The organism is Citrobacter arsenatis (assembly GCF_004353845.1).
Classification (GTDB): Bacteria; Pseudomonadota; Gammaproteobacteria; order Enterobacterales; family Enterobacteriaceae; genus Citrobacter; species Citrobacter arsenatis.
This window is the reverse complement of record NZ_CP037864.1, coordinates 3,356,432-3,378,364: the sequence shown is the minus strand read 5'-3', so window position 1 is coordinate 3,378,364 and position 21,933 is coordinate 3,356,432. Positions and strand designations below refer to the sequence as shown.

21 protein-coding genes are annotated in these 21,933 nt (G+C 43.0%); 19 read left to right on the top strand and 2 right to left on the bottom strand.

From position 1 onward, the window contains the following. Positions 1 to 36 precede the first annotated feature (36 nt). From E1B03_RS17495 to E1B03_RS17485, 3 genes are read left to right on the top strand one after another with little or no spacing between them, the layout of a single operon-like run. On the top strand, positions 37 to 720 hold the full coding sequence (locus E1B03_RS17495; RefSeq protein ID WP_103770566.1) for a fimbria/pilus periplasmic chaperone: 684 nt from the start codon (positions 37 to 39) through the stop codon (positions 718 to 720). A 12-nt stretch (positions 721 to 732) separates the two neighbouring features. Beyond that, positions 733 to 3,213, top strand: coding sequence for a fimbrial biogenesis outer membrane usher protein (locus E1B03_RS17490; protein ID WP_133086660.1), 2,481 nt, complete (start codon positions 733 to 735; stop codon positions 3,211 to 3,213). Positions 3,214 to 3,225: 12 nt separating this feature from the next. Continuing rightward, on the top strand, positions 3,226 to 4,233 hold the full coding sequence (locus E1B03_RS17485) for a hypothetical protein (protein ID WP_133086659.1): 1,008 nt from the start codon (positions 3,226 to 3,228) through the stop codon (positions 4,231 to 4,233). A gap of 57 nt (positions 4,234 to 4,290) precedes the next feature. On the opposite strand, the gene E1B03_RS17480 is transcribed toward E1B03_RS17485, so the two are convergent. Continuing rightward, entirely contained in the window at positions 4,291 to 4,623 is a 333-nt protein-coding gene (locus E1B03_RS17480) for an RcnB family protein (protein WP_003834436.1), read from the bottom strand. A 694-nt stretch (positions 4,624 to 5,317) separates the two neighbouring features. Between E1B03_RS17480 and E1B03_RS17475 the strand changes: the two genes are divergently transcribed. From E1B03_RS17475 to E1B03_RS17455, 5 genes are all read left to right on the top strand, one after another. Then, complete coding sequence (locus tag E1B03_RS17475) at positions 5,318 to 5,839, top strand: fimbrial protein (RefSeq protein WP_103770487.1); 522 nt, start codon at positions 5,318 to 5,320, stop codon at positions 5,837 to 5,839. 129 nt (positions 5,840 to 5,968) lie between these two features. Next, a complete protein-coding gene (pefC, locus tag E1B03_RS17470; RefSeq protein ID WP_133086658.1) occupies positions 5,969 to 8,461 on the top strand; it encodes a PefC/AfrB family outer membrane usher protein in 2,493 nt (830 codons plus the stop codon). Beyond that, positions 8,454 to 9,155, top strand: a complete 702-nt coding sequence (locus tag E1B03_RS17465) for a fimbrial chaperone (RefSeq protein WP_103770489.1) — start codon at positions 8,454 to 8,456, stop codon at positions 9,153 to 9,155. The genes pefC and E1B03_RS17465 overlap by 8 nt, the downstream gene beginning before the upstream one ends. Continuing rightward, positions 9,142 to 9,669, top strand: a complete 528-nt coding sequence (locus E1B03_RS17460) for a fimbrial protein (RefSeq protein WP_103770490.1) — start codon at positions 9,142 to 9,144, stop codon at positions 9,667 to 9,669. The genes E1B03_RS17465 and E1B03_RS17460 overlap by 14 nt, the downstream gene beginning before the upstream one ends. A 65-nt stretch (positions 9,670 to 9,734) precedes the next feature. Then, positions 9,735 to 10,772, top strand: coding sequence for a hypothetical protein (locus E1B03_RS17455; RefSeq protein WP_133086657.1), 1,038 nt, complete (start codon positions 9,735 to 9,737; stop codon positions 10,770 to 10,772). A gap of 57 nt (positions 10,773 to 10,829) precedes the next feature. Here the strand turns inward: E1B03_RS17455 and E1B03_RS17450 are convergent, their stop codons facing one another. After that, entirely contained in the window at positions 10,830 to 11,102 is a 273-nt protein-coding gene (locus E1B03_RS17450) for a DUF5339 family protein (protein WP_103770492.1), read from the bottom strand. A 674-nt stretch (positions 11,103 to 11,776) separates the two neighbouring features. Here E1B03_RS17450 and E1B03_RS17445 point away from each other — a divergent pair. From E1B03_RS17445 to E1B03_RS17395, 11 genes are all read left to right on the top strand, one after another. Beyond that, complete coding sequence (locus E1B03_RS17445; RefSeq protein ID WP_133087241.1) at positions 11,777 to 12,226, top strand: transglycosylase SLT domain-containing protein; 450 nt, start codon at positions 11,777 to 11,779, stop codon at positions 12,224 to 12,226. Positions 12,227 to 12,344: 118 nt separating this feature from the next. Next, a complete protein-coding gene (locus tag E1B03_RS17440; protein ID WP_133086656.1) occupies positions 12,345 to 13,082 on the top strand; it encodes a type IV pilus major pilin in 738 nt (245 codons plus the stop codon). 60 nt (positions 13,083 to 13,142) lie between these two features. Beyond that, entirely contained in the window at positions 13,143 to 14,756 is a 1,614-nt protein-coding gene (locus E1B03_RS17435; protein ID WP_165955329.1) for a pilus assembly FimT family protein, read from the top strand. Between the two features lie 44 nt (positions 14,757 to 14,800). After that, a complete protein-coding gene (locus E1B03_RS26530) occupies positions 14,801 to 15,247 on the top strand; it encodes a TcpQ domain-containing protein (RefSeq protein WP_246044119.1) in 447 nt (148 codons plus the stop codon). Positions 15,248 to 15,259: 12 nt separating this feature from the next. After that, positions 15,260 to 16,717, top strand: coding sequence for a type II and III secretion system protein (locus E1B03_RS17425; protein ID WP_133086654.1), 1,458 nt, complete (start codon positions 15,260 to 15,262; stop codon positions 16,715 to 16,717). A gap of 2 nt (positions 16,718 to 16,719) precedes the next feature. Beyond that, positions 16,720 to 17,283, top strand: coding sequence for a hypothetical protein (locus E1B03_RS17420; RefSeq protein WP_103770495.1), 564 nt, complete (start codon positions 16,720 to 16,722; stop codon positions 17,281 to 17,283). A gap of 4 nt (positions 17,284 to 17,287) precedes the next feature. Continuing rightward, a complete protein-coding gene (locus E1B03_RS17415; RefSeq protein ID WP_133086652.1) occupies positions 17,288 to 18,121 on the top strand; it encodes a hypothetical protein in 834 nt (277 codons plus the stop codon). Continuing rightward, positions 18,109 to 18,597: a hypothetical protein gene (locus E1B03_RS17410; protein ID WP_103770497.1), complete on the top strand. Its 489-nt coding sequence runs from the start codon at positions 18,109 to 18,111 to the stop codon at positions 18,595 to 18,597. Before E1B03_RS17415 ends, E1B03_RS17410 begins: the two co-directional genes overlap by 13 nt. Before the next feature lie 20 nt (positions 18,598 to 18,617). Further along, positions 18,618 to 20,135 carry an ATPase, T2SS/T4P/T4SS family gene (locus tag E1B03_RS17405; RefSeq protein ID WP_281279626.1) on the top strand — a complete coding sequence of 506 codons (1,518 nt, stop codon included), beginning with the start codon at positions 18,618 to 18,620 and terminating at the stop codon, positions 20,133 to 20,135. Continuing rightward, positions 20,119 to 21,147, top strand: coding sequence for a type II secretion system F family protein (locus E1B03_RS17400; protein ID WP_133086651.1), 1,029 nt, complete (start codon positions 20,119 to 20,121; stop codon positions 21,145 to 21,147). Before E1B03_RS17405 ends, E1B03_RS17400 begins: the two co-directional genes overlap by 17 nt. Positions 21,148 to 21,158: 11 nt before the next feature. After that, positions 21,159 to 21,920 carry a hypothetical protein gene (locus E1B03_RS17395; RefSeq protein ID WP_133086650.1) on the top strand — a complete coding sequence of 254 codons (762 nt, stop codon included), beginning with the start codon at positions 21,159 to 21,161 and terminating at the stop codon, positions 21,918 to 21,920. Positions 21,921 to 21,933 lie beyond the last annotated feature (13 nt).

Sequence of the window (21,933 nt, the reverse complement as noted above, 5' to 3'; positions counted from 1 at the left end):
CTTCACCGGCAATTCATGAAAAAGGACGAACGCGAAATGAAATGGATTCTAACGGCTTTACTAATTGCATCTACGCAACCCGTCCATGCTGGTATAGTGATTTATGGTACTCGCATTATCTACCCAGCAGAGAAAAATGAAGTACTGGTGCAGTTAATGAATCAGGGAGGGCGGTCTTCACTGGTACAGTCGTGGATTGATGATGGAGATACATCGTTACCACCGGAAAAGATTAAGGTTCCATTTTTGCTAACACCTCCAGTTGCGAAGGTGGCGGGGGATTCTGGTCAGCAGATTAAAATTAAAAAGATGCCAAATATGCTGCCAAATAACAAAGAAAGTTTGTTTTATCTTAATGTTCTGGATATTCCGCCAAATAATCCTGACAATACTGGCAAAAATGTATTGAAGTTCGCAATGCAGAATCGTATTAAATTATTTTATCGACCTAAAGGTATTGCGGCCGTTAATAAAAATACTTTCCATAAACTATCGTTAACACGCAATGGTACTGGTTATTCTATCAGAAATGATGCAGCTAACTGGATTACGGTGACAGATGTTAAAGCTGATAATATTAAGATCAACAACAAAAGTATTATGCTTGCACCGCTCTCCAGTGCAGATGTGGCATTAAAAAACACTAATGCCAATCAGTATAAAATGACCATTATTGACGATCACGGTAATTATATTAGTGCTAACGTCAGCTTAAAATAACAGGAGCTGGTTATGTTAAGGATGACTCCGATTGCTTCGGCGGTATTACTGTTGCTATTCGGCATTGAGGCCCATGCCGCAGAAGAGACGTTTGATACCCACTTTATGATGGGTGGAATGAAAGGCGAGAAAGTTTCTGATTTTCGCCTTGATGATAATCAACCACTGCCAGGCCAATATGACATTGACATCTACGTCAATAAACAATGGCGTGGCAAGTATGAAATTACCGTTAAGGATAATCCGGATGACACCTGTTTATCTCGCGACACGTTAATGCGTCTGGGGATAAATATACAGGCGTTGGACAATAAGAATGAATGCCCAACCTTGAAGCAGGCGGTGCAAGGAGGCAGCTATGCATGGAATATCGGTACCTTTCGCCTGGATCTCAGCGTTCCGCAGGCATTTGTTGATGAGCTTGAACAAGGGTATGTTCCTCCTGAGAACTGGGATCGTGGCATCAATGCCTTCTATACCTCGTACTACGCCAGCCAGTATTACAGCGACTATAAGGATTCTGGTAACAGCAAAAGTACCTATGCGCGTTTTACCAGTGGGTTAAATCTGCTGGGTTGGCAGTTGCATTCTGATGCCAGCTATAACAAAACCGATGACAGCAACGGGGAATGGAAAAGCAACACCTTGTATCTGGAACGCGGCATCCCGCAAATTTTGGGCACTCTGCGTGCCGGGGATATGTATACCTCATCAGATATTTTTGATGCGGTGCGCTTTCGTGGCGTACGGTTGTATCGCGATATGCAGATGCTGCCGAACTCAAAGCAGAATTTTACCCCGTTGGTTCAGGGGATTGCGCAAAGCAACGCGCTGGTCACCATCGAACAGAACGGCTTTGTGGTCTACCAGAAAGAGGTTCCGCCTGGTCCGTTCTCAATTGCTGATTTGCAACTTGCAGGCGGTGGCGCGGATCTTGACGTCAGTATCAAAGAGGCTGACGGATCGGTAACAACTTATCTTGTACCGTACGCTGCGGTGCCCAACATGTTGCAGCCGGGTGTCTCAAAATATGATTTTGCGGCTGGGCGTAGCCATATCGAAGGCGCCAGCAACCAGACCGATTTTGCGCAGATGAGCTACCAATATGGGCTGAATAATCTGTTAACGCTGTACGGCGGTACCATGCTGGCGGATAACTACAATGCGTTTACGTTGGGTACCGGCTGGAATACGCGAATCGGTGCGATTTCCGTCGATGCGACACAATCGCACAGTAAGCAGGATAGCGGTGATGTATTTGACGGGCAAAGCTACCAGATTGCCTATAACAAATATTTGACGCAAACCGCCACCCGTTTTGGCCTGGCGGCGTATCGCTACTCTTCCAAAGACTATCGCACGTTTAACGATCATGTCTGGGCCAATAACAAGAATAATTATCACCGCGATGAAAATGATGTGTACGACATCGCAGATTATTATCAGAACGATTTTGGTCGTAAGAACAGTTTTTCGGCCAACGTCAGCCAGTCTTTGCCGCAAGGTTGGGGCTCGTTTTCGCTCAGTACGTTGTGGCGTGATTACTGGGGGCGTAGCGGTAACAGTAAAGATTATCAGTTGAGTTATTCTAATAGCTGGCAACGGATTAGCTATACCTTTTCAGCCAGTCAGACTTACAACGAGGATCATCACGAAGATAAGCGTTTTAACGTCTTTATCTCTATCCCGTTCGATTGGGGAGATGATATTAGCGCTCCGCGCAGACATTTGTATCTGTCTAACTCAACGACTTTTGATGATGATGGCTTTGCCTCAAATAATACCGGGCTTTCCGGCACCACAGGCAGTCGCGATCAGTTCAACTATGGGGTAAATCTCAGTCATCAACGGCAGAACAGCGAAACAACGGCAGGCGGCAATCTGACGTGGAATGCGCCAGTTGCCACGCTTAGCGGCAGCTACAGTCAGTCTTCCAATTACACACAAACTGGCGGCAGTATTTCAGGTGGTCTTGTGGCCTGGTATGGTGGCGTGAATTTAGCCAACAGATTATCAGAAACGTTTGCCGTAATGCATGCGCCGGGTCTGGAAGGGGCATATGTTAACGGGCAAAAATACCGCACTACCAACCGTAATGGCGTGGTGGTTTACGACGGCTTAACGCCTTATCGTGAAAACCACCTGACGCTGGATGTTTCCAATGCCAAGACTGAAACCGACCTGCAGGGAAACCGTCGCAACGCCGCCCCGTATCGTGGAGCGGTTGTACTGGCGAGGTTTGATACCGACCAACGTAAACCCTGGTATATCCGGGCGCTGCGTCCTGATGGTTCACCGCTGACGTTTGGCTACGAAGTTGAAGACAATTATGGACACAATATTGGCATAGTAGGACAGGGAAGCCAGCTTTTTATTCGCACCAATGAAGTGCCACCGGAGATAAAAGTGGCGGTCAATAAACAACAGGGACTTTCATGCTCAATCACTTTCGATAAAACGATTGATGAAAGTAAAGTTTATATTTGTCGGTGAGTGGAGCCAATTATGCGATTTGTCATTGGTCTGTTTTTGTTTTTAACGTCTTTTTATGTTTCGGCGATGTGCTATTCTGGTACGTATTCTTTGTCCGCTAATGGAAGTGTAAATATGACTGCGAATGGTGAAGACATTACGTTGGATTTAAATAAAGCAAATCTTAATGAATTCACCTCGTCAGAATTGAAAAATGTTAATTTTATCAGTTCGCAACAGTATCACTGTCAATATGCGAATCGTGGGTTGCAAGTAATACCAGTAGAAAATAATGAAGTGAGATATTTTAAGGTTTCATCAGGGGAGAGTAATGATTATGTTTATGTGGCAGTGAGAATAGGAAAAAATATTAGTGGTTCGTTTAAAAAAGAAGAAAATAAAAATCTTCTAGGGACTGTATATTATTTTAATTTTATAGGGTCTGAAATTAATGCAGCCCTAAAATACGGTGTCGAATATAAGCTTGTAACCGCGCCTGAGACATTTACCGCTGTAACCATTAACAATTCCGTATCACTAAATTCCACGCTGCGTTTTGTTGAGGCAAATGGAACGGATAAAGGAAAATATAACTTAGCACAGAATATCCAAGTTAAATTTAATTACACGCCCACGACCTGTTACTTTCCTGATACATCTGTGAAAATTAATGATATAAATCACAGTAGTGTGCAGAATGCCATTGCAGAAAGCGCTGATAATAAAATTGAAATTAAGTGTGATAATACGTTAGGGTATTCATCCAGGAGCATACATTACCGATTTGAATCTCAAAATCGAATTGGTGATGTATTGGAGAACGAGTATGATGGTGATGATAGCGCTGGGGATATCGGTTTTAAAATGGAACTAAATGGTATAACAGTAAACCTTGATAATAACCGATATGAGATTGCTAAACGGGGGCAAACGATAGCTGACAGTTACATTATACCATTAAAGTTTAAGTATTTCCCTTATGGAAAATACCACTCAGGTCATGTGTTGAGCCGAGTCAAAGTGGTGATTGGTTACGATTGATGTAGATTACGTTTATTCTGTTCACGCACTCCCCCATAAGAACGAGTGCGTGTTTTTTCATCGGTGATAAAAAATCTCGCCGTCGTAGGCTTTAATGATCTTAGCGTCGGCATCGTTGACCAACACATACGCGCCGCCCATGTAGGTCCAATGGGTGCCTGCGGTCGGTGCGGGCAGATTGCGCAGATTCCACTGCTTAATGGTGTATTCTTCGGTGAGATACAGTGGTGGAACTTTGTCACCGGGTTTGAAATGGGTGAAGTCAGCAATAAAGCTGCTCAGTTCATACTTATCGATACCGGTGGGGGCAGCTGTTGCAGCCGGTGCGGCCCAGACGACGCTGCTTGCAAGCAGAAGTGCACCCAGCAACATTTTATTCTTCATACCCATCCTCTCTACCTCTTCGGGTCATCAAAATCAGTCATGTATCATTCCTGGCTTACAGGGCATCTGACAAGGACTTTTTTGTGATCGCGCCAGTAATTTCGTAAAAAGTGTAAATGAAAGTACAGAAACCCGGCAACCGCCACCAGGAATTTTGTGGTGAGACGGGGTAAGGGCTAACTGACAGATGCATGTACCATCCAGTCTGGATTTTGCCCCAGTCAGTCGTCATTATCGTATAAGAAGTTATCCTAATTTTACCTGTATTACATATTGGATTCATTAGTATCGTTTACTTTTTATTTAATATCCGTAACTACTTTTTTATTCCTTAGGCATATCTTATATAAATGATGAGTTTACGTTTTAGCGAATTTTATATGGCGTTGATAAAAGTTATTCAATTCTGATATGCGTGAATTAAACTGCAGTATCAAGGGCGGGGGTTGTATATAAGTTATATTTCTTTGATTGAATTTTATTTTCGTTACGATAAGGTATTTTGTGTTTACTCGATATTTCATGGCTTTTATTCTTGCTACAGGCGATATCCATTGTTTTCTATTGCTCACCTTCTAATATTTATCGAAATATAAGGGGGTGATTAATTACGGTATGTCGAACAGTTATAGTAAATTTTATTATCAATGCTAACTCTGCACAGTCTTAAATGTGATACAGAGATATTCAAGGTTTAATTATGAAAAAGAATGTAATAATCGCATCTGCGCTGACCATGGTGGTTTGGTCTGGTTCCGTGATGGCGGCTAATGAAGTTCAGTTTGTTGGTGTCGTATCGGACAGTACCTGTGATTTGACACCAAAAGTAAATGGTTCCGTGCAAAACCTTGTACAACTGGGGTCTGTGGCCACGAATACGACAGGAACGCCGGTTAGCTTCACACTGAAGGCAGACCCGACTGCTACAGGTTGTGGTACAACCGATCTCGCTGGAAAAATTGCTACCATCAGTTGGGCTGGACCATTTAATACCGTTGGTCTGAAGGCCCAGGGCGGCGTCGCAACGGATGCCGTCACGCTGATTTCTACAGTCAATGCGCAGACGACCGCCATTCAAAGTATTACTAGCACACACTCTAATGCTGAGTTTGATGCCACCAAACTGACCAGCGACGGTGCACAATTCACCGCTGCTCTGAAAGGTGGGGCTATTGTGGGTGACTACAACTCTGCGGCTGCCTATGTGGTGGCTTACAACTAAGACGTTTTTCATTTTATATCCTGCCGTTGGATTTTTGCTATGTGCTTCGGCAGGGCTGCCTTCTCTGACGACTAATTCTGTCTTTATTTGTTCAGTTTCCTGGATGAAACACCCCGAAGGCTAATCTGCATGATTACCAAAAAAAATCACACTATAAAGCAGCCTGTGTTATCGCTTCTGGCACTGAGTATTTGTTGCTCTTTTGCAACGGAGGCTACAGAGCTGAATACGGCCTTTCTGCAAGGGACAACCGAAATCCCGTCGATTCTGAAAGAAGGCGTGAAGTACCCGGCTGGGCAATACTACGTTGATGTCTTACTTAACGGTGTTCAGACAGGGCGTATGCCTCTGACCGTGACGCCAGTGGATGAACAGGCTGCTCAGCTCTGCCTGAGCCAGGAATGGCTGGAAAATGCCGGTATTTTTTTTCAGCAGGGTGTCTATGCCCAGACGTTTGACAGTGTTCGGGGGTGTTATGTCCTTAGCCGGAAGGACAGTACCCGGATAGACCTTGATATGGGAAATCAGACGCTGAACTTCATTATCCCACAAGCCTGGCTACCGGAAAAAAACGATGCTGCTCGCTGGGATTACGGGATTAACGGCCTGCGTCTGCGCTATAACGGTAACTTCAACCAGAATATACAGACTCGGGGCGATAATAATGGGTATAGCGATGACGCCCTGAATGCCTATGGAAGTTTTAACGCCAGTCTGAATATTGGTCGCTGGATTTTATCCAGTGATATGAACGCCAGTCGTAATACGTGGGGCAGCGAATTTAACACGAATAATCTGACGCTTTCCACAGCCATCAGTCAGGTGAAAGGGGATCTGTTGCTTGGGCGTTCTCAGTCTCGGACTGAGTTATTCACGGATTTCGGTTTCTACGGCGTGGCGTTGCGTTCTAATAGCAATATGCGCGCCTGGCGGACTCGCGGTTATGCCCCGGTGATTACTGGCGTAGCCTCAGGTACTTCACGTATCACCATTACCCAGGGCGGGTACACCATCTATTCCCGGGTCGTTCCTCCCGGACCATGGCGACTGGATGATATATCCTCCACGGGTAACGGCAACCTGGTGGTGACGGTGGAGGATGAGAATGGTCATAAAGCGGTGACGATATATCCGGTCGCCACCCTGCCTTCCTTACTGCGTCCGGGAGATTACAGTTATAACTTCGCGACCGGACAGCGTAATGACAACAACAAACTGGAGGATGCGTTTTCTTCCGGGAATGGCACTTTTGCTCTGGCGAGTTTTGACTGGGGGCTGCCAACGACCACGCTTAATATGGCAACCATTCTGCATGACCGTTACCAGGCCGCGGGGCTGGGTATCACCCAACCTTTGGGAGAATGGGGGGCGCTGGCGTTCAGTGTGAACGGATCACGGGCCGACTATGACGACGGATCCCAGCGACAAGGAACGAGCGCCACGGTGAAATATGCCAAGAGTTTTACCAATAAAACGGATATCCAGTTGTTGACGTACCGCTATCAGAGTCCGGGGTATACGGAATTCGCAAACTGGGATCCGAAACAGCAGTATCGGCGCAAAATCTACAACCCTGATGGTCAGGGTAACCCGTATGAATATGTCTGGTTTGATGGTCGAGAGAAAGCCCGCTATGAAGCTCGTCTGTCTCATCAACTGGAAAACGCCTATATCAGCGGCTCATTCTGGCAGCAGACCTACTGGAATCGGAACAAAGATGCTTTTGGCGTCAGCCTGTCAACCAGTACTACGGTGATGAATGGCGTGTCACTGTATATGAGCGGTAACTGGTCACGTAATGCCTGGTCCACGCAGGATGATTACTCTGCATCGCTGGGGGTTAGCATCCCGTTTTCACTGGGCGGTATCCGCCATCACAGCGGCAATTCCGCAGGATACAGCCGCAATAACGGCATGTCCTTTAACAACAACACCTCAGCAACGGTCAGTGATCGCTTAAGCTACAGCGTCAATGCCGGGACTGACGAGAAACGAAACCATACCTCCGGGGCTTCCGTCAGCTACGCCTTTGATCGCGTACAAAGCAATATCGCCGTCTCGCAGAGTCGGTATGCTACCTCGCTCTCAGGTAGCCTGTCAGGTTCAGCTCTTGCCACAGCTGAGACCGGCCTTCTGCTTACAAAAGAAGCGGCTGATACGGTGGCCGTTCTCAAGATAAAGGATACGCCAGGGGTCACGTTTAACGGCTCTCTGCCGACCAACAGCAATGGCAGTACGGTGATGTACCTGACTGGCTACAACGCAACCACTATCAGCATTAACCCAGAGAATGTGCCGGACGGGGCCGAGTTGCTGAATACCTCCTACGAGGTGGTGCCGACAGAGAAGGCCATTATTTACCGCGAGTTCGCTTACCAGAATGTTCTGCGTTACATCCTGCGGGTTCGGGATGCGCAGGGTAATGTTCTGACCGGAGGAAGTGCCGTTACGGAGCAGGGACTGGATGCTGGATTCATTACCCGCAATGGGGTGCTGCTCATGAATCTGCTAAGTGCGCCACAAAAAATTACCATCAGCAGAAATAACAGCACATCGTGCAGTTTTACAGCGTCAGGCCTGAAGGCCGGGATTCATTCAGTACAGGAGATACGTTGTGAATAACAGGAATAGAGTATTATTTCAGACCGTCTTTGCGGCATTACTTGGCACCACTCTGGTCAGCTCTGCCATGGCGGCCTTCACCCTCAGCGGGACCCGGTTTATCTATGAGGAGGGGAGAAAGAATATTTCCCTGGAAGTGACGAATAATGCTTCAGACACCTACGGTGGGCAGGTGTGGATAGACAATATCTCACAAAATAAAGCTGATGTATTTATGGTGCCCTCTCCACCGTTTTTTAAGATTGAACCAAGGAATAAACAGATAATGCGGTTGATGAACGTCAACCCCGCGCTGCCAGCCGATCGGGAATCAATGTTTCGTATTAACGTTCAGGAAATTCCACCGAAGCCTGAAAATACCGAGGGTAGCGTCATTGCCATCGCCATGAACACGCAGGTGAAGCTAATTTATCGTCCTAAAAAATTAATTGCTGGACGCAAGGATGCGGAGAAACGTTTAAGTGCTGTGCAGAAAGTCGATCGGGTATGGTTGAAAAATCCGACGCCGTATTTCTTTGCCGTCACCGCGTTAAAGGTAAATGGTAAAAGTGTGGCGATTCCGCGGGACAAGCAGGCTGGTTTGGCCATGTTGGCCCCGTTCAGTGAGGTGGATACCGGGCTGAAGCATAGCGGCAAACTGACAGTCGGGGCGATTAATGACTGGGGCGGGGTGCAGGACTATGACGTTGAATAAGCCGGTATTTTCTGGATCGGTAATTGGCCTGCTACTTATCATCGCTGTGGCGCACAATGCCCATTCAGCAACCGCCACAGCTTCAGTGAAGTTAAAGGCCACCTTTATAGCCCCACCTTGCACTATTACTACGCCGGATCGGGTGCCTCTGGGGATGATGCTACCGGGAAGCCGCAGCTATTTGCCGTTCAGCATCACTATCAGCTGCCTTTCCGCCACGCCCACGTTTCTGTATGCGCAGATAGTGCAGGGTTCCCTCACGACAGGTACCTCTGACCGGGTGGATATGAACGGACCAGCAGGCACTACGGGAACACCGGCGCAGCTGTGGCTGACTGACAGTGATGGAAAAACAGTGACCTTAGACGGCAGTGGAGCCTCGGATAATACCAAGGGATTCTGCACAGGAACAACCGACAGGACCTGTCGTCTGACACCGTCAGTTCAGGTGGCGGCAAACACGCCGAAAGGGATAACAATCGCAACGGTCAGGTTTAGTGTCGCATATCCGTAAAATGACGGTAGCTCTGCAAAATTTATGAATTGGATAAGATAATAATTAAAAATCACGAGAGGAACATGAAAAAAATATCTGCGTTATGTCTGCTCATATGCCCATTCTTTGTCGCTGCTGAAACCGAATGGGAATGTCAGTTACCATCAGATTTTTCCATAGCTAACCCTTTTCACCATTTAGGTATCAGTACCAGGTATCCTGCAGCTTTACCTGCTATGGCTTTTTATGTAGACAATAATCTCAATGCTAACGTATCGACGGTTAACAATATATCTAATGAAAATGCGAATAAAGTAACTCAAGTTCTTTTAACAAAAATATATATAGATACTATTGTGCGAGTAAGCGACTCGACTGGTGTTGGTGGTGGAAATTTCGAACAGTTTCATATGGTAGGGGAGGTAAACGATTCTTTGAGATTAAATGTAGTGCAATATCCTCCGGCAAATATTCATCCTAACATACGGATCTGGCCCGGAGACGATAAATTTGTGAACCTGTCTGTAAGTCAAGAGACTCCATTATCTTTTCAAAGTTTTGTTACATTGAGAGAGAAACCTGTCGTCAGTGAATATAAGAATAAAGTCAGATTTATGACGCCAGTTTATGTTGATAATGAATATGCCTCAGCCTCTGTCCATATAAATATGGAGAGTGTAACCAATACTCGGATTAATTCTTCCACTTTGCAGCCAAGAAATCAGACATTTAATGATGTTACTTCGATTTTTTCGGGAGTGACTTGCAAGTCGACTCCGGTGCCACTAAGTCTTACACTAACACCCAATATTGTCACATTCGGAAGCGTAACTCTCGGAGGAACATCTCCCACCACGCGTGAACTTCGCTGGAACACGACGGGTTCTGGTAAGGCCAACATATGGTCAGTGCGTTTTGAAAGTACGAATGTTGCTAATAATAAACTGACGCTCGGAGGGGCAACGGTAAGTATAACCGGGAAAAACGATCAAGAGATTCCGGTTAATACAGATGTTGCTATAGAAGGTACCAGTGGAACGTTTAATTTTCATCTGGACCCAACTAACGGGACCATCAATAACCATGAAACGTCGGTGAATGTCGTATTAACTGCAAATTAATACTATAGAGATGAGTAGAGAAAGCCCTACTCATCTCACAATGATATAGCGGAATGATTATTTAGCTTTGGCAGCCTTCATGGATGCCTCAAGTGCTGATTGGGCCTGCTGGCATGTTTGATTCTGCACATCCTCTGGCAACGCAGACAATTGCTTTTTGGACTGCTCATACTGTTGCTTAAGGGCATCAGCTTGCGCTTTATTTCCCACGCTCTCAATATGCGCATCAAGTGATTTGAAGTATTTCGCGCAGCTCTCAGTCGTTGCGGCAAAAGAGAAGGTGGAAAAAGTCAGCGCCACAATCGCAATGACTACCTGAGTTTTTTTCATAAAATATCCTTATTAAATAACTTTGATTAACTATCTTGCTTAAAGCGGAAGCATGGTATCAATATTCGTCCTTGGCAAAAAGGGAGTGCGAGTAAATTCAGACGGAGTCGCATTCTACATATAAGTAAAAATTGCACCGGCATTAATTTAAAGTGATGAATCAGTCACGGTCATAAAGTCACTGCTAATGTTGCCTGTATGTAATAAAATATATTTAATTATCATAATTCTGCTTTGAATGACGGCTCTGCATCCGGTTGTATCAGTAAACGACGATTTTTTCAAATCGTAGTGCACTATATGCAAGTACCTATAGTTGATCTAATCAGCCTAAAATGAAAGTTAGTCATGTCATTAGCTGCTGGGTATAACATCGAATAGCTCAAGTATATGACGATAAGGAAGAGAAAAACATTCTGAAAATTATTAATGGAATATATAAAATATTGCTAAATCAGAATTATTGCAAATTATAATCGTATCGATTAAAAAAATTCTCTTCCATAAATTAATCTGCAAAAGATACTTTTACAAAAAATGAGATTATCTAAAGATAAGACATTAAGCCATTTTTTTGAATGTACTATGAGAAGGAAGGTGATACATATGCGGTCATCTAAAAAGCTATAAACGTGTTGGGTAAAATACCGATTTTGATATTTGGTGCATCTCTGATGCTATTTAATCTAGCTTATGCTGCTGAGCCAGACTGTTTTGAACTGGCTGGTCGGGATGCCAAAATTGACCCGGATTTACTCAGAGCAATAGCCTGGCATGAGTCAGGATTAAGTAATGCGGCTATAGGAGATAACGCTCTTGCGGGGTTTTCTCCTGGGTTTGGTTTTGGCCTGATGCAAGTCGATTCGCAACACCTTAAGTTTTTGGCTCAGTATGGTATTGATAAAGAAAGTTTAAACTCAGATATCTGTACGAACATCTATGTGGGGACATATTTTTTAGCAATAGCGTTTAATAGGTTGGGTGACTCTTGGGAGGCTGTAGGTGCATACAATGCAGGATTTTCAAAGCGCCCAATTCAGGAAAAAAGAAGGAAGGATTATGCCAGGAGAATAAAATTATCATATAGCAATATAAAATTAGCAGAAAGCAGACGCGTTAGATAGTTTTTCCACTATTCATTACGCAGAAAATAAAGTGCGCCATATCCGCATAGCTATTCATTTGTCTGGAGGCAAATGAGTCTATTCGTGTGCGCAAACGAAACTATACATGGAGTACAAAATGATTTTTGTTTATAAGACGACACAAAAGATGAAAGCTAAAGCCATCAAGAAAATGAAGCAAATTGATGAGCTAAAAAAACAGCGGGGGATGACGTTACTCGAAATCATTATCGTTCTGGGTATTATCGGTACTATTGCAGCCGGTGTGGTTATTCTTGCTCAGCGTGCATTTGACAGCCGTACCATTTCAGAAATCGTAAGTAATACCAACACCGTGCGTATCGCCGTGAAAGACGCTTATCAACGTTCTGCTGACGGTTACCCGTTACCCAATGGCGCTGGTACCTTAGCATTAACACCAACAACTATTCGCGCAAATACAGCGGGTCAACCTATCGTTTCTAGCCTGGTGCAGTTAGGCAAGTTATCGCTGGATGAAGCACGTAACGGTGTGTCCAATGATTATCTGAACATTGGTGGCGCGCTGACATCGAACGGTGCTGCCGATCCTAAAGGCTTCTTCGTAGAACTTAACGGCTTAAGCCGTGATCAGTGCCGTAGCATCGTTTCCCAGGTCGGTAACCAGTGGGATTACGTTGAAGTATCAACCACCGCTGCACCGGCGGGTACTTATACCCATACCACTACGGCTGTTGATATGTCTGCTGCAGTTGCAGCTAACGGTCCTATTTTGCGTAGCTTGAATACTGCAGGTAACGTAAGTATTACACCTGAGATGATTACATCTGTATGTACTGATGACACCTCAAACTCCGTCACTTTAGGTAGTCGTTAATAAAAAACTCCATGCCTTTATTCGTAAAGGCATGGAGCCTGTTTTCTGTCGGGGTTAATTGTGAATAACAAAAATATCCACGGATATAGCCTACTCGAAGTAATAATCGTCTTAGCTATTATTGGCGGTATCATGATGGCAATTGCGGGCTATACCCAAAAAAAGGTTGAAACTGTAGCCCGGCAAAGCACGACTGATGCGTTGGCGACTGAAATTGCAGGAATGGTAAAATTTGTTCATGAGGATGAAATCCTTACTGACGCTCAAAATTCGATAAAAAATCCATTATATGATACAGCAAGTAATGTTGTTTATGCGCAACGAACGGGAAATACGCAAATCAATGATGATGTAGCGACAGCTGGTTTTTATCGGTGGGACATATTAAATTCCAGTCGCGGTTATTTTCGTGATTCACGCTGCGGCGCTGATGGTCAAACAGCATCAGCTATTCGGTTTTCCAGAGAGTATATTTCATGCAAGATTGATAGTGTGCTGCATGCCCAGGAATTCCGCCTCGAACGTGTTGACCTGGTTGGAAACGCTACGTCGCGTAGCATTGATCGTATTGACTTTTTTGTTGCTTTTTATCCTGGCGTATCTACAGACAATCTGTTTATTGAAAAATATATCAATGAAATTGAAGATTCTTTCCGCAACAAAAAACTTGCGTATTCAAAGGCACTGTTTATTGAGCGCAAAAAGACGGAGCCAGATAAGACCAAATGGGCTTTGATGAAAGGAAACAATACTACGCCAGTAGAAAGAATAACTTTGGGGCAGATGGCTGATAATCTGGATAAGTTCAGAAATAACAAAACCACAGACTACGGAATTCGTTTGAGTTTTGTCGTTGGTGATGGTCAGTATCTCAAATCTGACGGAAGCGTAGGTGCGGATAAATTATGCTGGAATGCGCAGACAAAAATGTCGGGGCCGTGCCTGAAAGGAAATGCAGCTAACGACAACCAATTACTGTTATCTGGTGCAACGGCTAATGCCAAAGCTCCTGGTTTATGCTGGGATCAAAAAAATAGTACCAGCAGGATATGCATTACTCCAAATGACAACAATACCGGGCTGGAAATTCGCGATGGTATCAACGAGACAACCAATGGTGGGACACAAGGTGACACAGCGACGCTAATGGCTAATGTAGTGATAAAAGACGACAAGGGGGAACTCACCACAATTCCTAAAGTATCCTATTTAAGTTTTAAGGGGAATGGTGCTGAGATTGTTCAGGGGGCTAACTATAACGGGAACATTACAAGTGCAATTGAGCGTAATGGACTTATTTATATTCCGCTACAAACTTGTCCCATAAATCCTGAAGATCCAGGTAAAGCCCGGTTATTCCCCCGTTTATCGGTGGCTATTTCATCAGTGGTTCCTGAGTCGATGGATAACAATAATAACCTGCAGATTGATTTGACGAAAGAATCTACAAACCGAGCACATGGAATAGATAATGTTGGTAAATTTGGTGGCGTCGCATTGCAGATCGATCAGCTCGGTGCTGGTGTAATGCCAGGACATCCTGAAGCTGGGTGGGCCGTTACGGCGACAACAGGAAATTATGATGGAAACAATGGTGCCGCCAGGGTTTATATCAGCCCTAAATCTTTATCGATAGTTGCATTTATGTGGTGCAGCTCGGTTAAACAATTATAACCCATAAATAAATATCATGGATATCGAGTAAGGAACTCAATATTATGAATCATAAACTATCTATATTTGCTTTCATTTTTGGATGCGCTTTTCTTTCACTTCATGCCCAGGCTTCAGAACAAGCGGGTGGGACGAAACAGGGACGGAGTCCCTTTCAGGTTGATAATCTTCCGCCTGTAAAGGCCATGAATGCTCCAGTAACACCAAAAATGAATGTGAATTCCAGAAGTATGGCTGCTCCAATGGTTAATTTAACATTAAATCAGGATATGTTGCTGAGTCAGGAGCTAAAAAAATGGGCAATTAGCAATGGTTTTAAACCACTTTGGAATAGTACTCGTGACTATATGATTTACAATACAATTAACATTACTGGTAAATCAACCGATGATGCTCTGACCCAGTTGGGGCAAATATTCATATCAGAACACTATGGTCTGGTGATTAAGCTGTATGAAAAAAACAACGTCCTTGTTATTGATGCGCAATAAAGAGAATACATAATGAATGTTAAACTTGCTCTTTTGACTTTAGTCGTACTGTTACAGGGCTGTACTAAAGAATTCAATGAAAAATATGATCCTCAATCATTGGTCGGTAATGATTCAGGGGTGCAAAATGGCGATCAGGTCAAGCAGAGCCCTTATATGAGATATAAGACGGCGTTCCTGGGTAAGGCTGTGGACTACAGTGAAAAGAAACAAGCGCTATTGGCGAAACCAATATCCATTAGTACTTTTGCGCCGACAGAATTAGAAGCTGTGTTTGATATCATAAATGCACAATCCGGAACAAGTTATCGTATTGACCGTAGCATTCCCGGAAATAACAATGAAATGGCGGTTATAGAGGCCCATGCAGTCAATTTTAATGGGAAATTTGACGAGTTCTTACGTTATATTTCAGCATTGTATGACGTCAATATTCAAATTGTGGATGACCACATTATTGATGTTAAAGCATATAATACCTATGCCATCAAACTAGACTTTTATGGTAGCGATAACACATTTGAAGCCAGTATGGATCTCTCTGGAAACGAAGCTACGGCTTCAGGTGGCGTAAAAGCGAAATCAGAGATTAAGTTTAAATCGACATTCTGGGACGATGTGAAAGACATGGCTGAAAAGTATGTCTCGAGTAAGGTTTTTAACATTTTTAAAGATGCTTCTATCCTTACCTATAGCGGCCGTCCTTCTGAAAATGAAGTGCTGTCCAGGGTATTAAAGGAATATCAGAGTTCAAACAGTCGTCAGTTTGTTGTGACGTACAAAATTTATACTTTAGATAAAAGTAAGATTAAGAATCTGGGGGCAGGCGTCAATGCGGCTTATAAAAATGGTGGCACATCTATTGGTTTGAATACCAGTTTGCTGGAGACGTTGACCGGCGGGGTTTCTATCGACCGCGATTTTTATGCAGGACAAGATCCTAAGCTGAGTATAAATGCGCAGCTGGATGCGGTTTATAAACTGACCGGTAGTAAGGTTTTACAGAGTGGCACATTTGTTACGCGGAATAATGTACCAATTCCACTGAATATGACGCGTTCTCAGTACTTTGTTTCAGGAAGAACGCAGACAACCAACTCGTTAACGTCAGTGGTTGACACCGAAATTGAAACATCACAGATCATCACCGGTACCAGCTTTATTGTGACACCGAGAGTTCTCTCTGATGGACGAATTGAAGTTGCCAGTGGCTTTACAAAACGTTTTCTGAATTCTATCGATACGTTTGAAAAGGTACAGTTGCCAAATGTCACCACGACAGAAATGTTTAACACCTCGATTGTAACGCCAGGTGGATTATTACTTGTTGGCAGATATAACGCTAATGACGAATCTGATAATCAGGCAGCTATGCTGTTAGGTGGTAGCCTTAATCGTGATGACAAGGATTCAACCATTGTAATGATCGTTGGCGTTGATTATTACCGGGCACCTTTTATAGAGCAATAAAGATGTTAATTCCTGAGTACAAGAACAACAAAATGCAGATAAGCGTCATGTGGACTGAGAATATCGAGGGCACAAAAGCCCCTCGCTATACGAAGTGGCTACAGGGTGTTCAACGGCGCTATCGTAGTATTGAATATGCAGACCGTAATGGTAAAAAGCACAAAGGTTATATTCGCAATAGCCTGCAATCCAATGAGTCTTTTGCTGTATATGTAAAAGAGTTATATGGTGATGGTTTTTACTATTTTCCGATAACTGAAGAAGGTGTGACGAATGGAGTCTATCTGCTTATCATAAAAGATGACACCATCATGCCGGGCACAGATGTCATTTATGACGTCGACTTTTTTCATAAAATTGATGAGGAAAGGGGGCTAACAGAGTATTCCGAGCTGAACAGAACAGAGCTTGGCATTGATCATTTTGATGAGATTTCTGCAACATATAAAAAGAATATTCTGCTCATGCAGCGTAAGAGAAATGTTCAGTACCTATCTATATTTTTCTGTATGGCGGTGTTTGCAGTAATTCTTTACTTTGTTACTAGTATTATTATCTCAAGGTGACTATATGCCTGGAATACTGTATGACTGGCGCAATAAATACATTGGCGCAGATAAAACGAAAAGCAAACTATTTATTGTCGTAATCATTTTGATTCTGGTTGGTATTGCTACCGGTGGTACTATGGCATATCTCCATTATCAGGATAAGAAAAAACAGGAAGAAGAAAAGGCGCAAAAATTAGCGCTTATACAGCGACAAACGAAAAATATTCAGACTTTTTATACAGCATCGCTCGCTGGTGCCAGCCCTCAGCAGTTTATTACTTTTATGCGCGAGGTTTATGATAGTCGCAGGCCTGTTGAGTTGTTAGGCTTTACAGAGATAGGCTATTTATGCGATAGCGTGAAGTGTAGCTTCTCTTACGAGTTGAGTGATCAAACGGCATTCAGTACGCAGAACAAAATATTTTGGGGAGAAGAGTATCAACCATCATTTTCAGAGAATAAATTAGACTATTCGGGCATTCCATCCCGGCTGGATGTTAATTCTGCAATGCAGAACTATAACAATAAAAAACCAATTAAGGCAGTTGATTGTAATGATATGCTAAATTATATTTATAGCTATAACTCATTGGTGCCTAAAGACAGAAAATTTAATATTACTGAACTTCCTTCATCTACGATTACCGCAGATGAGGCTGCATTACCTAATTTACCTGAAAGTTATCAATTATTATTATCGAAATGGAGTGTTTCGATACCCGATAACTATCTTGACATGGTTTTATTTTGGGAGCGCCAGGCTTACCTTGATTCCACTATCATAAAATCGGTTGAGAAAATAAATAAATCTAATTCTATTAATATAAAAGGAGCTTTCATATGCAAAAAGTAACATTACTATTATTTGCAATGTTATTTTCTGTTTCGTGCGCATTTGCTGAAATGTCAGAACCCACAGATGCTAGTGGAGCTGTAGCCGCTGCGGATCAGGAAGAAAAATCTGTGAGTCAAAAGCAAATTATCCAGCTTATGGAATCAGATATTACTTTTGAACGTGAAAAGCGCCAGCTAAGCAATGAGGTTGCGTTGGAGAAACTGCGTGCAGAATTGAAGAAAGTTCGCAGTGACAGCGAACCGGCAATGATGATGTCAAATACACCAGAAGCGGCCTCTGCCCCATCGATACGTATGGCTGAGCCTCAGGTTTTGGCAACATCCCGAGTGGGTGGAGTATCTAAAGTTGCGGTAAGCGTCGGCAATAGAATCATTCTCGTTGATCGTAATGAAGTATTTGATATTGAAGGAAAAAAATACCAACTCCAAACGAACAGTAAGAAAAAATTGATTGTTGGGGCTGTCACACAGTGAATCCGCTAGAACTGATCAGTATGTCAGCTGAAGAAGAGAAATCAGCCGCTTCACGCTGGATGTTCTCTTCGCCAGAGAAAGATTTTCTTATCGCCCAGGATAATGACAGGAGATATCTCTGCATCTGTGATTTTAGCATCAACAATCTTGGTTTATATCACGCGGATATTTCTTATCTGCAATCTGAGCATATGCTCAGTATAAAGGGATTGATGATTATTTCTCAGGATGGCTATTATAGTCAGATTGAGAAATCGATACATGAGTTTGAAGCCAAGAAAAACCTAAAGCGTGATAGTGATGTGCAGCATGAGTTAGAAAAGCTTCTCATTCATGCTGTTAACTCCGGTGCCAGCGACCTGCATATTACACGCGGTGATTTTCTGGCTAAAATTGAATTCAGAATTAATGGTGTTTTATGCCCGATGTCGCAGATCATAGCCAAGCGTTGTGATGAACTTATTTTTGTTCTTTATAACGTTCAGGCGTCGACAAAAGAAACCACCTGGAATAGAAGCATTCCTCAAAGTGCTAATATTCTGTATACCCTTAATGGGAAAAACTATCGCTTTCGTTATGCACATTTTCCGTTATTTGGTGAAACGGACGAGTGTTATCATAGCGTATTGCGTATAATTTCTTCTGGTCTGAATAAAAGCGTGGTTCCGGATCTGGAAAAAATAGGTGTCTCTAAGCCTGAAGTAGAAGATATCAAGAAAATACTAAGTAATCCCTATGGAGCTTATATTATTGCTGGGACAACGGGTTCTGGAAAATCAACGACGTTAAAAAATATGATGGAGTGGCTGCAAATAAATAGATTTGATGACAGAGGGTGTTTTTTAACAATTGAAGACCCTGTTGAATATCAAATTTATGGGGCTAAACAAAGTTCTGTGCTTGATGTCGATGGTGGCGGATTTCACAGTGCTATTAAGTCTGCATTGCGTCGTGATCCGGATGTATTAATGGTGGGGGAAATTCGCGATCCAGTATCATCAAATGCGCTTGCGGGGGCGGTCGAAAGTGGGCACTACTGTTTTACGACAGTTCATGCTGGCAACATTGTTACATTGCTTCAGCGACTCACGGCATTAGGTATTGCCAGCGATAAACTCTCAACGCCGGGGTTTATTGCCGGGTTACAGTGTCAAAAGCTGATCCCGTTACTTTGTGTTCATTGCCGTACACCTCACCATGTTGTTATTCAGAACAGAGAATTTGACCTGTTTGTTAAGAGTAAAGATGGTTGTGCTCATTGTGGTAATACAGGGATTAAGTCCAGACAACTTGTTATTGAATATATGCGGCCAACGCTCAGCGAGTTAGAGGCTATTTCACGACAGGACTGGTTAAACGTTTATACCCATTGGCGTTTAAAGAGATTTACCAGTGATGGATTATCTGAAGGGTTTTCTCTAAAAGAAAAAACGATGATGCATGTGCTCAAGGGCCAGTCATGCTTTTCCTGGTTTATGATGGAGTTTGGCGGCTTAGAACCTGAAGATATGGAGGTTTTAATTGAGAAAGTTTACTAAAAAGCAGCGACTATATCTTTATGGCTTCTGCGCCGATATGATTAAAGCCGATCTACCTCTTTATAACTCTATTGTTAAGCTTGAGTCAGAGGGGGGGAAACTATTGGGGGCCAGTTTTTGTAAAAAGTTACAACAATTGCTGAAAAAAATGACTTCCAGTGAGTCGATATCCATTGTATTCGAAGGTTTAATCCCTCAGGCTGAATTGAGTATTATTTATTCTTCAGAAAAAAGTGGCAGCCTGGCGGATGGTTTTACAAGTCTGGTTGATAATATTAAATATCAGAGCATGTTGACATCCAGGTTAATCAACGCTGTCACTTTTCCAATTATAATGCTGGTGCTTTCGCTGATCGTTATTGCTGGATATGCTGTTAAGGTTTTCCCCGCTTTCGAGCGGGTCATTGCTGTTTCTCGCTGGCCGGTGGTTACGCAGTTACTGTATGGTTTTGGGGATGCTCTCTACAATGGTTTGTGGATTACTATTCTCATTGTGACAATAATTGTGGTAATAGCCTTCAGGTTTTTAATGGCGAACTTTAGTGGCCCTTTTCGGGATCGGTTTCTTGATAAGGTCATACCTTTTTCGGTTTATAAAAAGCTAAACAGTTCTTTGGTATTGAGCAACCTGTCTTCGATGTTGCGTAATAATATCCCGATTAATGAATCTCTGGATATTATCAGCCTTAACTCTAATCGTTGGTTAAAATCGCATATCAAGAGAATGCAATCTAACATGACGATAGGTATGCCGTATGGATCTGCACTTAATACTGGGTTGCTTGGTCGTGATGAGTTATTGAATATCAGCTTATATTCAAGTCTGCCATCTTTTTTTGATGTTCTCCAGTCAGTATCGGAAAAGGCAAAAGTAGATATATACAATAATATACAAAAATTAGCCGGGTTGTTGAAATCGCTTTCAACATTAGTGTTGGGCGGGAGTGTTATTTGGGTGTTTATCGCCTTGTTTGCTTTATCAGATGCTTTGTCAAAAATGACATCTTATTAACGGGAGTGAAAATGAATATATTTAATTCGGTTTTTTTTAAAGGCATAGTACCAGTATCATTAATGGCTTGTTCATTCAGTGGATTCTCTGCCATGGAGGTAAAAGGTTTTGAGCTTGCAGAACAAGACAAAATTAGAAATGTATACGGTGCTTGTCATCGTCTGGAAGAACCGTTAACCATCGTATTTAACGTAAATACTGATTTTGTGGCCTTTGGCCAGGGATGGAGATTCGAATTTGTTTATAAAGTAATGGAGGATAAAAAATATAAAACTGAATATTTTTCTGCGGATGATGGTAAGTTAACAAATGCCCTTGGTAGTGGGGGCATTTTTATTAAACATTTTAGAGGAATAATCTCAGGAGGTGACTACCAGGTTGTAGACGCGTGGACATCTAGAGTTAATGGGAATGATGGTTCTAATACCTATACTCTAACGCTACCAACAAGAAACTTAGAAGTTTTAAGTTTTCGTGCGTGGAGTCCTAGCAATCCAAATGGTGGTATTGTGACATGGGACATTCGTGATGGAAATAATTTGAATAGTGCCGGTTTGGGAACCGGAATAACTAAGCCTTCGAGCGTCACTTATGATGGTTTTTCAAGTAAAGGAGGCTTTAACCTCTTAAACGTAGATCACTTAAAAATCGGTTTTGCTCAAACCATGGGGGGGGTAGGATTTTACCCTGCGTGGGAATTAGTGGCGAAAGAAACGAATTTTCAGGATCGAGGTCCTTACACCGCTGCACAATATAAAGCGGCTTGCCAGTAACAGGGAACCGTTA

Excerpts from the sequence above, each read along its gene's own strand:
- E1B03_RS17420 (WP_103770495.1), top strand. The coding sequence starts at position 16,720 with ATGTTAATTCCTGAGTACAAGAACAACAAAATGCAGATAAGCGTCATG.
- E1B03_RS17410 (WP_103770497.1), top strand. The coding sequence starts at position 18,109 with ATGCAAAAAGTAACATTACTATTATTTGCAATGTTATTTTCTGTTTCG.
- E1B03_RS17460 (WP_103770490.1), top strand. The coding sequence starts at position 9,142 with ATGACGTTGAATAAGCCGGTATTTTCTGGATCGGTAATTGGCCTGCTA.
- E1B03_RS17485 (WP_133086659.1), top strand. The coding sequence starts at position 3,226 with ATGCGATTTGTCATTGGTCTGTTTTTGTTTTTAACGTCTTTTTATGTT.
- E1B03_RS17440 (WP_133086656.1), top strand. The coding sequence starts at position 12,345 with ATGATTTTTGTTTATAAGACGACACAAAAGATGAAAGCTAAAGCCATC.
- E1B03_RS17450 (WP_103770492.1), bottom strand. The coding sequence starts at position 11,102 with ATGAAAAAAACTCAGGTAGTCATTGCGATTGTGGCGCTGACTTTTTCC.
- E1B03_RS17415 (WP_133086652.1), top strand. The coding sequence starts at position 17,288 with ATGCCTGGAATACTGTATGACTGGCGCAATAAATACATTGGCGCAGAT.
- E1B03_RS17495 (WP_103770566.1), top strand. The coding sequence starts at position 37 with ATGAAATGGATTCTAACGGCTTTACTAATTGCATCTACGCAACCCGTC.
- pefC (WP_133086658.1), top strand. The coding sequence starts at position 5,969 with ATGATTACCAAAAAAAATCACACTATAAAGCAGCCTGTGTTATCGCTT.
- E1B03_RS17475 (WP_103770487.1), top strand. The coding sequence starts at position 5,318 with ATGAAAAAGAATGTAATAATCGCATCTGCGCTGACCATGGTGGTTTGG.
- E1B03_RS17405 (WP_281279626.1), top strand. The coding sequence starts at position 18,618 with ATGTCAGCTGAAGAAGAGAAATCAGCCGCTTCACGCTGGATGTTCTCT.
- E1B03_RS17480 (WP_003834436.1), bottom strand. The coding sequence starts at position 4,623 with ATGGGTATGAAGAATAAAATGTTGCTGGGTGCACTTCTGCTTGCAAGC.
- E1B03_RS26530 (WP_246044119.1), top strand. The coding sequence starts at position 14,801 with ATGAATCATAAACTATCTATATTTGCTTTCATTTTTGGATGCGCTTTT.
- E1B03_RS17455 (WP_133086657.1), top strand. The coding sequence starts at position 9,735 with ATGAAAAAAATATCTGCGTTATGTCTGCTCATATGCCCATTCTTTGTC.
- E1B03_RS17445 (WP_133087241.1), top strand. The coding sequence starts at position 11,777 with ATGCTATTTAATCTAGCTTATGCTGCTGAGCCAGACTGTTTTGAACTG.
- E1B03_RS17395 (WP_133086650.1), top strand. The coding sequence starts at position 21,159 with ATGAATATATTTAATTCGGTTTTTTTTAAAGGCATAGTACCAGTATCA.
- E1B03_RS17425 (WP_133086654.1), top strand. The coding sequence starts at position 15,260 with ATGAATGTTAAACTTGCTCTTTTGACTTTAGTCGTACTGTTACAGGGC.
- E1B03_RS17490 (WP_133086660.1), top strand. The coding sequence starts at position 733 with ATGTTAAGGATGACTCCGATTGCTTCGGCGGTATTACTGTTGCTATTC.